Annotated in this window: 11 protein-coding genes; 1 reads left to right on the top strand and 10 read right to left on the bottom strand. The window is 72.4% G+C overall.

What is annotated here, in order from left to right; translation table 11 throughout:
- Window positions 1–1,049: 1,049 nt before the first annotated feature.
- The gene (locus tag AB0G50_RS35325; protein WP_360118272.1) at window positions 1,050–2,156 is read right to left on the bottom strand and encodes an XdhC/CoxI family protein; all 1,107 of its coding nucleotides are present in this window, start codon (window positions 2,154–2,156) and stop codon (window positions 1,050–1,052) included.
- 307 nt (window positions 2,157–2,463) lie between these two features.
- Here AB0G50_RS35325 and AB0G50_RS35320 point away from each other — a divergent pair, with 307 nt between their 5' ends.
- On the top strand, window positions 2,464–2,685 hold the full coding sequence (locus tag AB0G50_RS35320; protein ID WP_360118269.1) for a PspC domain-containing protein: 222 nt from the start codon (window positions 2,464–2,466) through the stop codon (window positions 2,683–2,685).
- A gap of 2 nt (window positions 2,686–2,687) precedes the next feature.
- On the opposite strand, the gene AB0G50_RS35315 is transcribed toward AB0G50_RS35320, so the two are convergent.
- From AB0G50_RS35315 to AB0G50_RS35275, 9 genes are all read right to left on the bottom strand, one after another.
- Complete coding sequence (locus AB0G50_RS35315; protein WP_360118274.1) at window positions 2,688–4,034, bottom strand: beta-N-acetylhexosaminidase; 1,347 nt, start codon at window positions 4,032–4,034, stop codon at window positions 2,688–2,690.
- Window positions 4,035–4,036: 2 nt separating this feature from the next.
- Entirely contained in the window at window positions 4,037–4,870 is an 834-nt protein-coding gene (locus tag AB0G50_RS35310; protein ID WP_360118266.1) for a carbohydrate ABC transporter permease, read from the bottom strand.
- Window positions 4,867–5,754 carry a sugar ABC transporter permease gene (locus AB0G50_RS35305; protein WP_360118263.1) on the bottom strand — a complete coding sequence of 296 codons (888 nt, stop codon included), beginning with the start codon at window positions 5,752–5,754 and terminating at the stop codon, window positions 4,867–4,869. Before AB0G50_RS35305 ends, AB0G50_RS35310 begins: the two co-directional genes overlap by 4 nt.
- Window positions 5,754–7,031: an extracellular solute-binding protein gene (locus AB0G50_RS35300; protein ID WP_360118261.1), complete on the bottom strand. Its 1,278-nt coding sequence runs from the start codon at window positions 7,029–7,031 to the stop codon at window positions 5,754–5,756. Before AB0G50_RS35300 ends, AB0G50_RS35305 begins: the two co-directional genes overlap by 1 nt.
- An 88-nt stretch (window positions 7,032–7,119) precedes the next feature.
- Window positions 7,120–7,773 (bottom strand): copper homeostasis protein CutC, encoded by a 654-nt coding sequence (locus tag AB0G50_RS35295; RefSeq protein ID WP_360118258.1) that lies wholly within the window; start codon window positions 7,771–7,773, stop codon window positions 7,120–7,122.
- A 52-nt stretch (window positions 7,774–7,825) separates the two neighbouring features.
- The gene (locus tag AB0G50_RS35290; RefSeq protein ID WP_360118256.1) at window positions 7,826–10,396 is read right to left on the bottom strand and encodes a CHAT domain-containing protein; all 2,571 of its coding nucleotides are present in this window, start codon (window positions 10,394–10,396) and stop codon (window positions 7,826–7,828) included.
- An 89-nt stretch (window positions 10,397–10,485) separates the two neighbouring features.
- Window positions 10,486–10,971, bottom strand: coding sequence for a carboxypeptidase regulatory-like domain-containing protein (locus AB0G50_RS35285; RefSeq protein ID WP_360118253.1), 486 nt, complete (start codon window positions 10,969–10,971; stop codon window positions 10,486–10,488).
- Complete coding sequence (locus AB0G50_RS35280; RefSeq protein ID WP_360118250.1) at window positions 10,968–11,573, bottom strand: sigma-70 family RNA polymerase sigma factor; 606 nt, start codon at window positions 11,571–11,573, stop codon at window positions 10,968–10,970. Before AB0G50_RS35280 ends, AB0G50_RS35285 begins: the two co-directional genes overlap by 4 nt.
- A gap of 179 nt (window positions 11,574–11,752) precedes the next feature.
- A complete protein-coding gene (locus tag AB0G50_RS35275) occupies window positions 11,753–12,049 on the bottom strand; it encodes a hypothetical protein (RefSeq protein ID WP_360118248.1) in 297 nt (98 codons plus the stop codon).
- Window positions 12,050–12,346: the final 297 nt, after the last annotated feature.

Here is a 12,346-nt window from a genome sequence, read left to right as displayed (position 1 = left end):
ACCCAGGTTCCCGTTCATCACCGCGGTGTGCTCAACCCATCTCACCCACGCCGCCGTGGCCCCACCCGCGCCGGCCGCCCCGATTCGGCCGGGTGCCCGCAGTCCTACCGCGCCGTGTGGCCACACGGCGTCAGAAGGGCCAGTTCGGCCAGCGGGTGTCTGCGGTCCTACTGTGCCGTGTTGCCACACGCGTCCAACGCACGGTTCGCCAGGTAGGCGCAGTCCTACTGCGCCGTGTCGCCACACGCGCCAGACGGGCCGGTTCGGCCGACAGCCTTGCCGCTCCCGCTGCCGCGCCGGCCATTCGTACCGAGCACGCCGCTCAGCCCGACGGCCCGCACTCGTGTCCCGCCGTGTGGCCACACGCGCCAGACGCACCGGCTCGGCCGGGCGCGCGCAGTCGTACAACGCCGTGTGGCGACACGCGCCAGACGGGCCGGTTCGGCCGACGGGCGCCCGCAGTCCTACCGCGCCGTGTCGCCACACACGCCAGACGGGCCAGTTCGGCCGACGGGTGCCCGCAGTCCTACCGCGCCGTGTGGCCACACGGCGTCAGAAGGGCCGGTTCGGCCGGCGGGTGCCCGCGGTCCTACCGCGCCGTGTTGCCACACGCGTCCAACGCACGGTTCGCCAGGTAGGCACAGTCCTACTGCGCCGTGTCGCCACACGCGCCAGACGCCTCGATTCGGCCGGCAGCCGCGCCGCCCCGCTGCGGCGCCGGCCACTCGCGCCGAGCACCCCGCTCAGCCCAGCAGCCCGCAGTCATGTCCCGCCGTGCGGCCACACGCGCCAGCTCGGCCAGGCGCGGGCAGTCGTACAACGCCGTGTAGCCACACGCATCCAACGCACCAGCTCGGCCGACAGCCTCGCCGCCCCCGCTACCGCGCCGGCCACCCGCGCCGAGCACCCCGCTCAGCCCAGCGGCCTGCGATCGTGTCCCGCCGTGTGGCCACACGCGCCAGAAGCGTCGGTGTCGACCCGAGGCACCGCCACCCGCGGTCACCGTGCTCAGGCCCCCGCGTCGGGTGCACCAGCCCGACCCCGCGCGGCTAGCGGTGGATCGCGCCGACCGTTTCGGTGAGTCGTTCGCCGCGGCCGCCCCAGCGCAGGGCGATCACCTCGGCCGCGATCGACACGGCCGTCTCCTCCGGCGTGCGGGCGCCCAGGTCGAGTCCGATGGGTGAGGACAGGCGGGCCAGCGCGTTCTCCTCCACGCCTGCCTCGCGCAGCCGGCGCAGGCGGTCGTCGTGGGTGCGGCGGGAACCCATCGCGCCCACGTAGCCGAGGTCGAGGCGCAGCGCCACCTCCAGCAGCGGCACGTCGAACTTCGGGTCGTGGGTCAGCACGGCGACCACCGTGCGCTCGTCCACGCGACCCAGGTCGGCCTGCGCGGCGAGGTAGCGGTGCGGCCAGTCCACGACCACCTCGTCCGCGTCCGGGAAGCGGCTCCTCGTCGCGAACACCGGGCGCGCGTCGCACACCGTGACGCGGTAGCCGAGGAACGAGCCGAGCCTCGCCATCGCGGCCGCGAAGTCGATGGCGCCGAACACCAGCAGGCGCGGCGGCGGTTCGAACGAGTTCACGAACACCGCCAGGCCCTCGCCGCGGCGCTGCCCGTCCGGTCCGTAGTGGAGGGTGCCGCTGCGGCCGGTGGCGAGCAGCCCGCGCGCGTCGTCCGCGACCGCGTCCCGCGCCCGGTCCGACGGCAGGTCGCCCGCGACCCGGTCCGGCCACACGACGAGCCGCCGGCCGACCCACTCGGGGTGCTCCACGACGGTCGCGACGGCCACCGGCTCCTCCGCGTGCACCGACTTCACCACGTCCGCGAGCTGCGGGAACGTCGCCGCGGACACCGCCTCCACGTAGATGTCGAGGATCCCGCCGCAGGTCAACCCGACCGCGAACGCGTCGTCGTCGCTGACCCCGTACCGCTGGAGCACCGGTGTCGCGTCCTCGACCACCCGCCGGGCCAGGTCGTACACCGCGCCCTCGACACACCCGCCGGACACGCTGCCGACCACGGTCCCGTCCGCGCCGACGAGCATCGACGCGCCGGGCGGGCGGGGAGCGGAGCTGAACGTCGCGACGACCGTGCCGACGCCGACGGTTTCCCCACCGTCGACGCGTCGGACCAGCTCGGCCAGAACATCACGCAAGTCGGACCTCTTCCAGGGGCGACGGGCCTACCCGCTGGATTGTCCGCACGCCACGGCCGAACGGGTGGGTCCGCCCGGCGCGCGACTTCGGGTGTCCGCGCGCCCGACCACCCGGCGGCACCGCGCGGACCGCGTGCCGGGATTCCCGACGGGGACCGGTCATCCCACGATCGTGCACCTCCGGGGCGGTGCGCGCACGGGATCGGGGGCGGGCACGGGATCGGGGAGCACCCCGAGTACCCGGGTCCGGGTGAAGTCAGGGTGTGGCCCCGATGTGTGCCGGCCCGCCGCGGAGCACTCTTGAGCCATGACGAACGACGTGCTCGGCCAGGCAACCGACAAGGTCAAGAAGCTCCGCCGCAGCCGGAACGACCGGATGGTCGCGGGCGTGTGCGGCGGGGTCGCCCAGCTTCTCGGAGTGGATGCCGCGCTGCTGCGCATCGTGCTCGTCGCCGCGACCCTCTTCGGGTTCGGCACGGGCGCGCTGCTCTACCTCGCGGCGTGGATCCTCGTGCCCGAGGAGGCCTGAGTTCACCTCGGGTGACCGGGGACGAGGGGGAGCGTCTGCCACGGGTGGGGACCGGTGAGGGGCCGGTACTCGACGCCCAGCGCGTCCAACCGCGGCAGGTGGTGCCCGGTCAGCCGGCGGGTGAACTCGTCGAGGTCACGGGGAGAGGGGCTCCACACGACCTCGGCGAAGGCGCACAACCGGGGGAAGGCGGCGTAGTCCAGCCGCCTGGCGGAGTCCAGGTGCTCGGTCCACAGGTTCGCCTGCGCGCCGAGCACCCGGTCCGCCGCCTTCGGCTCGTAGGCGTGGACGTCCGCGAGCGTGGTGACGGTGCCGACGGGGATCGGTTCGTCCGGGTGGTCGGACTGCCGGTAGTCCAGGTACACGTGTTCCTCGGGGCACATGACGACGTCGTGACCTCGTTCCAGGGCGCGGAGTCCGGCGTCCTCGCCGCGCCACGACGCCACGATCGTCCCGACCGGCAGGGGTCCCGCGTCCAACACCTCGTCCCAGCCGAACGGTCGCCGGCCGCGGCGCACCAGGTGTTGCGCGATGCGCCGGACGAACCGGCCGTCGCCGCCCTCGGCCTCGTCGCCGCCCAGACCGATCACCTCGCCCGGGAACACGTCCAGCAGCTCGTCGAACACGTGCCGGTAGAAGTCCACAGTGGACTCGTCGGCCTTGAGGGCGTTGGGGTTCACGCCCCAGTCGGTCCAGATGCCGCCGGCCTCGACACCGAGTTCCGGGTAGGCGGCGACGGCCGCCTGGCTGTGCCCCGGCACGTCGATCTCCGGGATCACCGTGATGTGCCGCCGCGCCGCGTAGGCGACGAGTTCGCGCAGGTCGTCCTGGGTGTAGTAGCCGCCGTGCGGCCGACCGGTCATGCCGCCGTGCCGCCGGTCGCCGTGCCGCGACGACGGCCGCCAGCCGCCCACCTCGTGCAACCGGGGGTAGCGCTTGCACTCGAACCGCCAGCCCTGGTCGTCGGTGAGGTGCAGGTGCAGCACGTTGAGCTTGTGCGCGGCCAGCAGGTCGACGTACCGGAGCAGGTCGTGCTTGGGCAGGAAGTGCCGCGCCACGTCGATCATGCAGCCGCGCCAGGCGAACCGGGGGTGGTCCTCGACCACGCACACCGGCAGCGTCACCGAACTCGGTGGCACGGCGCGGAACGCGGCCGGCCCGCTGAGCTGCCGCACCGTCTGCCGCGCGTAGAACTCGCCCGCCTCGTCGGCGGCCTCGATCACGACGCCGTCGGTCGACACGGTCAGCCGGTAGCCCTCGGGCGGGCCGTCGTACGGCCGCACCTCCACGTCGCCCGCGAAGACGACCTCGCCCTCACCGCGTTCGAAGGACACCGGTCTCGGTACCAGGTTCACGACTTCACCGCCCCTGCCAGGCCCGCCACCAGCCGTCGCTGCACGAGCACGAAGAACACCAGCACCGGGATCGTCATCAGCGTCGAGCCGGCCATGATCGCACCCCAGTCGTTGTCGTCGGGTTTGACGAACACCTGAAGCGCCAGCGGCAGCGTCTGGTTCTCCGCCGCCGAGATGATGAACGTCTTCGCGAACAGGAAGTCGTTCCACGCGTGGATGAACGACAGCACGCTGGTGGCCACCAGACCCGGAGCCACCAGCGGGAACAGCACCTGCCACAGGAACCGGAAGCGCGACGCACCGTCCAAAGTGGCCGCTTCCTCCAGCTCGACCGGCACCGCCGCGACGAAGCCGCGCAGCATCCAGATCGCGAACGGCAGGCTGAACGCCAGGTGCACCAGCACGAGCGAGCCCAGGTGGTTCAACCCGAACGCCGGCGCCACGTCCCGCACCGACTTCATCATGAAGAACAGCGGGATGGTCAGCGCCTCGACCGGCACCATCTGCACCACCAGGAGCATGACCAGCAACGTGGTCCGGCTGCGGAACCGGAACCGGGTCAGCGCGGTGGCCGCCAGGAACGAGATCAGCAGGCTCAGCAGCACCACCGACACCGCCACGACCAGGCTGTTGCCCAGGTAGCGCCCGAAGTTCTGCACCGTGAGCGCGCGGGTGAAGCTGTCGAGCGACGGCGCGAGCGTCCACGGCCGCGGGTGCGCCGAGGAGATCTCGGCCTGCGGCTTGAACGCCGTCAGCACCATCCAGTACAGCGGGAACGCCACCACCGCCGCCACGACGACGGTGACGGCCTCCGCGATGCCCCGCCTCACAGCTGCTCACCCGACTTCCTCAGCGCCCGCAGGTACCCGAGCGTGACGACCAGCAACAACACCGTCATGACCACGCCGATGGCCGCGCCCAGGCCGTACTCCGAGGCGGCGAACGCCTGCTGGTAGGCGTAGACGTTGAGCACCAGGTTGCGCCCGGCGATGCCGCCGCCGTTGGTCATCACGTAGATCTGGGTGAACACCTTGAAGTCCCAGATGATCGACTGGATCGTGACGACGATCAGCAAGGGCCGCAACAGGGGCAGCATGACCGACCGCGCGGTGCGGAAGGCGGACGCGCCGTCGAGCGCGGCCGCCTCCAGCACCTCGACCGGGATCGCCTTGATGCCCGCGTACAGGGTCACCAGGACGAACGGGAACGAGCACCAGATCACCTGCGCCGCGACGAGCCCGAACGCCACCCACCGGTCGAAGGTCCAGGAGAACCCGGTGGTGCCGAGCACCTCGTTGACGAAGCCCAGGTTGGCGTCGAACAGGAACAGCCAGATGGTGGAGCCCGCGACGGTCGGGGTCGCCCACGCGCCGAGCGCGGCCAGGAACAGCGTGGTCCGCGCCCAGGTGCGGACCCTGGTGGCCAGCACGGCGAGCGCCGCGCCGACCACCAGCGTGCCGATCACGCACACCGCCGCGAACCCGAGGGTTTGCCCGAGGACGGTCCAGAACTTCTGCTCCCCCAACAGGTTCGCGTAGTTCTCCAGCCCCAGGAAGGTCAGCGGCGCGCCACCGCTGACCTGCTCCTGGCCGTAGTCGAACAGGGAGATCAGCACGAGCTGGTAGATCGGGTAGCCCATCAACCCGACCAGCACCAGCAGGGCCGGGGCGAGGTAGGCGTACGCGATCCGCCCGTCGCCCCTGGTGGTCCGCATCACGAGCCGAACGCGGAGTTCATCGCGTCGGACGCCTTCTTGGCCGCCGTGTCCAGGTCACTCGCCTTGGTGGCCACTTCCTGGAGCAGCGTCGGCAGCACGGCCTGGGCGTCGATCTTGGCCCAGTTCGGCGTCACCGGCACGAACTTCGTGCCCGCGTTGAGGGTTTTGATGAACGGGTCGAGCACCGGGTTCGCCTTGGCGACCTCGTTCTGCACGTCGCCGAACGTCGGCAGGTTGCCCATCGCCTCGAACATCTTGCGCTGGTAGTCCTTGCCGCCCAGCAGCTGGACGAACTGGTTGGCCAGCGTCTTGCGCTCGCTGCCCTTCATCACGCCGAGCAGGTTGCCGCCGGAGAACGCGGGCGCGATCGAGCCGGAGGTCCTGCCCGGCAACGGGACGACGCCGTACTTGCCGGCCGCGCTGGACGCGTCGACGGACTTGCGGTTGAAGTCGCCGCCGACGACCATGGCCGCCTTGCCGGCCCGGAACGCCTCGACGCTCGCGTCGCCGCCGTTGCCCGCGCACTGGGCCGGCGGGCAGATGTCGTCGGCGATCAGCTCGGTGTACTGCTTCAGACCGGCCTTGGCCTCGGCTCCGTCGATGGTGGCGACGTACTTGGCGCCGTCCTTGCGGGCGATGTCGCCGCCGTTGGCCCAGACGAACGGCATCGCGGCGTAGGTGTACTTGCCACCGGCCGAGATCCCGAGCAGGTCCGGCTTCGCCGCCCGGATCCGCCGCGCCAGCGGCGCGATCTCGTCGAGCGTCGTCGGCGGCTTCAGGCCGAGCTCGGTGAACACGTCGGTGCGGTAGTAGAGCGCGCGGATGCCGACGTACCACGGGACCCCGTAGACCTTGCCGTCCACCTTGCCGGTGTCCAGCACGGCGGGCAGCAGGTCCTTGGCGTCGCCCCACTTCGCCAGGTCGAGGTCGGCGAACCCGCCGCCCGCGACGTAGCCCGCGAGGTCCGTGTTGCCGAACTCGGCCACGTCCGGAGCGCTCTTCGGGTCGCTGAACGCGGCCTTGAAGCGCTCCGCGCGGGTTTGCACCTGGATGTACTGCACGTCGACCGTGACGCCCTGGTGGGCGTTCTGGAACTCGGTCACCGCCTCCTTGACGACGGCTTCCTTGGGGCCCCGGTTGACCTCGTCGAACAGCCAGACCCGGAGCTGACCGGTCTGCTCATCCGTGCCCGACGACGTCGGGCCGGACTGGACGGGCGCGCACCCGGCCAGCACGGCGACACCGACAGCGGCGACAGCCACAGCGAACCGCATCTCGTTGACCCCCTTCTGCGTTGCGTGATGTGCAACGGCTATTTCATGGGAAGCAACGGGGATGCTAATGTCCGGATCTGCAAGCGGTCTAGACCAGATTCGCCCAGGTCCGGACGGCGTCGGCGGACACCGGGGCGTCCCATCCGCCTGGGCGCACGGCGCTCCCGACGTGGAACCCGGTCACCCCGGCGGCCTTCAACAACCCCACGTGCTCCTGCTTGAGCCCGCCGCCGACGAGCAGCGCCGGCCCGTCGTCCCGCTTGGCGAGCCGCTCCAGCACACCGATCCCGTCGGCCACCCCGCGCGCGCTGCCGGCCGCGAGCACCGTGTCACAGCCCAGCGCGGCCACCACGTCCCACGAGGCCTCGGGGTCGACCGAGTTGTCCAGCGCCCGGTGGAACGTCCACGCGGCGCCGTCGAGCGCCGCGACCACGGCCCGGCAGACCTCCTCGTCCACCCGCGCGCCGGCGTCGAGGAACCCGAGCACGAACTCGGACGCGCCCGCCTCCCGCAACCGTCCGGCCGCGCGGCGCAACCCGTCGAGGTCGCCCGGGGCGAACCCGGCGGCGTCCCGCAGCATCACCCGGACCGGCAGGTCCGTGGCGGCCAGCACCTCGCGGAGGGTGCCGACGGACGGGGTGAGCCCGTCCGAGGCCATGTCCGCGACCAACTCCAACCGATGCGCCCCGCCGGCCTGCGCGGCCTCGGCGTCGACGGCGTCAAGAGCGATGACTTCCAGCATGGTCTAGACCATAACCGCCGGTGGCCGGCGCACCACCCCCGACCGGAGCGGGTCACGAGCCGTAGCAGACGAACGGCCGGCGCAGCGGGTCCACCGCCGTCGCCTCGGCCAGCGCGGTGGCGGCCGGGGTGCCGGCGGCCAACTGCTTGTGGAACGTCTCCATGGTCACCGCCGCCGAGTGGTCGCCCACCCGGTTCACCGCGGCCACCACGGTGTGCGAGCCGGACGCGAGCAGCGCGCCGGCGAACCCGAGCGCCTCGTCACCCGGCCGGATGTGGCTCAACGCCAACGAGCACGCCGCCAGGACCACCGTCTCCGGCGCGCGCGACAACCGCGCCGTCTCGTGCGCGAACAGCGAGCCGTCGTACAGCTCCAGCCGCGAGAACAGGGCGTTGTCGGCCACGTGCGCGCCGTGCGCCGCGATGTGCGCCAGCCGCGCACCGTCCAAAGCGGACAGCACGTCGGCCACCGTCGACGGCACCGCGGCCGTCGGGTAGATCGACCGCAGGCCGCGCACCTCGCCCAGCGCCTCCGGCAGGTCGGGACCGCCCACCAGCGCCACCCTGGTCGCGGAGCGGACACCGCCGGAGGCGGTCAACCACGCCGTCGCGGACGGCGTCACCACCACCGACCGGCCGCGCAGCGACGGCAGCGCGCCCCACGGCACCGCGTACAGGTCGCCGGTCGGCACCACGACCAGGTCCCGCGCGCCGACCAGGTCGAACACCGGCGCCAACAACTCGTCCAACGCCCGCGCCCGCCGGGACGCGGACGCCGTCACGGCCGCCACCAGCGGCGGTGGCAGGTGGTCGGGCGCCAGCACGTCCAGGTCCGCGTGCAGCACCCTGGCCAGCTCGAACAGCTCCGCCGCCGGGCCGAGCCGGACCAGTGTCGCCCGGCCCGCGACCACCGCCACCGCGGACAACCCGTCCACGCCCGCGACGAAGCTGACCATCGCCCGCTCGCCCAGCGCCTCGGCCACGTCGGCGAACGACGCCACCGGCCGCGGCCTGCCCCACACCGACGTGTGCCAGCCGAGCCGGGTGATCTCCCGCTGCAACTCCTCGAACCGCGACGACAGCTCCTCGACCGGCCGACCCTCCAGCCGGGCCGCCTGCACCGCGCGGGACACCGTCCGCAGCTCCGCCACCCGGCGCGCCAGCTCGGGGTTGTCGATCGCGGGCAGCGGCTCGTACCGGTACACCTGCGCGCGGGTCCGCTCCAGCCAGTCGAACGCGGCACGCGCGTCGCCGCACGACGACAGCACCAGCCCGACCGCCTTCTCCCCCAGCTCGCGCCCGTGCACGGCGGTGCCGGACAACAGGTCGAGCCCGCCCATCCGGTCCCGCACCCGACCCAGCTCGGCCAACCCGGCCGACGCCTCGTCCAGCGCGTCCAGCGGCCGTCCCTCGACCACCGCCAGCTCGAACCGGCACAGCCGCAACAGCATCCGGTGGTCGATCGGCGTGATCGGGCCGGGCAGCGGCACCTGGTCGAGCAGGGCGCGGGCCTGGGCGGGCGCGCCGCGCGCCGACGCCATCCGGGCCGCGAGCATGGTCGCGAGCGCCGCCTCGTCGGCCAACCCCACCGCGTCCAACCGCGCCGACAGCCGCACCGCGCGGGCCGGTGTCGCGGTCCGCGCGCTGACGCCCACCTCGGCGCGCATCCGGGTCAACGCGGCCAGCTCGGCCCACGAGGTGCTGCCCCTCCTGGTGAACCGACGACCGGCCCTGGTCGCCAACTCCCGGGCCAGGCCCGGGTCGCCCTGCACCAGCGCGGCCGCCGCGCGCGCCAGCTCGGCCTCGGCCAGGTCCTGCCCGACCCGCCGCTTGCGCAGCACGCCCAACGCCTCGTCCAGGTGCTGGGCCGCCTCGTCGGCGAGCCCGGCCGCGAGCAGCGTGCGGGCCTGGTCGATGCGCACCCGGTGCACCAGGTCCGGCGCGAGCGCGCCGAACTCCCGGACGGTCTCCTCGTAGCGGCGCAACGCCGTCGGCACGTCGCCGGTCAGCTGCGCGATGTCGCCGAGGTTGTGCAGCGCCTTGGCCTTCATCAGCGGCAGGTCGTCCGCCTCGGCCAGCGCGATGGTGCGCCGCATGTCGCGTTCGGCGTCCTCGAGCAGCCCGAACGCGATGCTGGTGAGACCGCGGTTGACCAGGTTGCCCGCGAGGCTCTGGGTCGGCACCGCGCCCGCCGCGTACCCGGCCTCCAGCTCGGCGATGCCCGCGTCGTAGAGCGCCAGCGCCTCGGCGGTGCGGCCGGCGCGGTGCAGCACGAGCGCCTGCTGGCACTTGATCACCGGCGCCAGGTTGGTCTTCACGTCGCCGTCGGGCAGCACGGACACCAGATCGGTCGCCGTGCCCAGGTGCGCGAGCCCGTCGGCGACGGACACCGTCTCCGCCTCGCCGTAGGACAGCGTGATCAGGATCCGGATGCGGACCGTGGTCGCCTCGACGTCACCGGAGGTCACCGGGAGCGCGCCGAGGGCCCGGCGCAGCAGCTTCACCGCGTCGGCGGGCCGACCGGCCGACGCCGCGCGGAAAGCCTGCACGTGCAGCTCGGACGCCAGCTGGACGCCGGTGGCCGTCGGTGGCGCGACCGGGACGGCGGCACGGGGCGGAGGCACGTCCCCTATGGCAGCACACCGACGGTGCCCGGTCTGCCCCTCGTTGGACATTCTCCGTCGTCCGAACGGGTTACTTCGTCCGGTCGTCCCTACAACATGATCGTCGGCGTGACCACGGTGCGTCCCGGTTCGCCCTTGGCGTTGACCAGGTGCACCACGATCTGCGTCGTGCCGGCGGGCACGTCGGCCAGCACGAACCGACCGCCGTCGTCGGCCTTCGTGGTGCTGGACTCGTGCTCGGCGACCCGGACCTCGACGGTGTGCTCGCCCGCGGGCACCAGCCACCCGTCGATCCGGTGCCGCGCGCCGGTGGACGTGAAGTTGACCATCAGCGTGAGGTTGTCCACCGTGAAGGTGATGGTGCCGGGGTTACCGCCGCGGACACCCGCGAACGACCCCGCCCGCTCCCAGCGGGCCACCTCCACGTCCAGGTTCTCCAGCGCCACCGCGAACTGGATCCGCTCCACCAGACCGGCCGGTGGCGCGTCCAGCTCGTAGACGAGCCGGCTCAGCTCGGCGAGGACAGCGGTGTCCTCTTGGCCCCTGCGGTCATCGCGCGGGTCGATGTCGTTCACCGCGATCCTCCTTCCGCGTCGAGATGTGCGCGCAGCGTGGTGAGGCACCGACCCCGGGTGGGACCGATGCTGCCGCGCGGCATGGACAGTGCTTCGGCGACCGCGCGGTACTCCGCCCGCCCGGCCAGCACGGTGAGTCGCAGGAGTTCCTGGCACTTCTGCGACAGCTTCCCGAAGGCGCGCCAGAGCCGGTGGTCTCGGTCGTCCACCAACGCGGCGTCCTCGGGGAGCCCGTAATCGCTTTCCAGGTGCTCGGCCAGCTCGTCGGTCAGCGCGGCTTCACGACGGGCGGGCGTCCAGGTGCGCTGTGCCTCGCGGCGCGTCGCGACGACGAGCCACCCGGCCAGCGCGCGCGGCTCGACCAGCCGGTCGAGGTGGCGCAGCAGCGCGAGCCACACCGTCTGCACCACGTCCTCCGCGGTGTTGCGGTCCAGCCCGTGCCCTCGCGCGACGTGCCACACGAGCGGCGTCAGGTCCGCGACCAACGCGTCCAACGCCCTCTTGTCCCCGTCGCGTGCGGCCACGACGCAGGCGGCGTGCCGGTCCGTGCCGTCCAGACCTTCCCACGGTGGTCGCTCACCCGCCGTGCGCAGTTCTCCCACGTCGTCACCTCCTCCTCGGTTTCCCCCAGCCGGAGCTGATCGAAACACACGTTCCACCACCCCGCGGTCGGCGGCCCGCGGTGCTCCCCTCACACCGCGAGCCGCCTCACCGCGGACGGCGCCCGATCGACACCCCTCGAAGTCGACCGGCACGCCGCCTCCTCCCCCCGTGGAAGGCTTCAGTCGGCCCTCGTGCCGTTGGTCTGGTGCGACCCCAGCGGCTGCGCGGGCCGCGTACCCGGAACGTCGTGCGCAGGTGCCTCGACCTGCGGCAACACGTCCGGTCCGGGCTCGTTGTGCAGTACTTCGACCTCGTCGACGACAGAACCCTCGACATCCGCGTCGAGCCGGACGGACAACTCCGCGTCCAACTCGGCGTCCAACGCCGAGACTTCCAGTTCCGAGGTGTCGAGCTCGTCCACGCCAGGCGGAGTGGCGGTCATGCAGGCCCCCTCAGTCGGGTTGAGGATCGTCACGAGATAAAGAGTGAGTACTTCTACGCTGGATACACGGACCACGTTCACTCTTCACGCCACCCACAGACCGACCAGGCAACCCCGAAGGTGTGACCACCCACACGAGTCACACCCCCACCTTGCTTGAACCCTCAACAAGCAAGCACCACAACGAAACCCGGAACCAAGCCAGGCGCGCAGCGCAAACCCCTAGCGCTGTGTTTCCCTCCCGTATGGCCCGGGCGAAGCCCAACCACATTTGGCACGGGGGCGCCGCAACTTTCAGGACGCGACATTAATTTCCCAAGCCGGCGCCCC

Origin of the sequence: Actinosynnema sp. NPDC020468 (assembly GCF_040642015.1) — a bacterium.
Classification (GTDB): Bacteria; Actinomycetota; Actinomycetes; order Mycobacteriales; family Pseudonocardiaceae; genus Actinosynnema.
The sequence above is the reverse complement of the archived record's forward strand: the minus strand, read 5'-3'. Positions and strand labels throughout refer to the sequence as shown.

Excerpts from the sequence above, each read along its gene's own strand:
- AB0G50_RS35320 (WP_360118269.1), top strand. The coding sequence starts at position 2,464 with ATGACGAACGACGTGCTCGGCCAGGCAACCGACAAGGTCAAGAAGCTC.
- AB0G50_RS35305 (WP_360118263.1), bottom strand. The coding sequence starts at position 5,754 with ATGCGGACCACCAGGGGCGACGGGCGGATCGCGTACGCCTACCTCGCC.
- AB0G50_RS35300 (WP_360118261.1), bottom strand. The coding sequence starts at position 7,031 with ATGCGGTTCGCTGTGGCTGTCGCCGCTGTCGGTGTCGCCGTGCTGGCC.
- AB0G50_RS35295 (WP_360118258.1), bottom strand. The coding sequence starts at position 7,773 with ATGCTGGAAGTCATCGCTCTTGACGCCGTCGACGCCGAGGCCGCGCAG.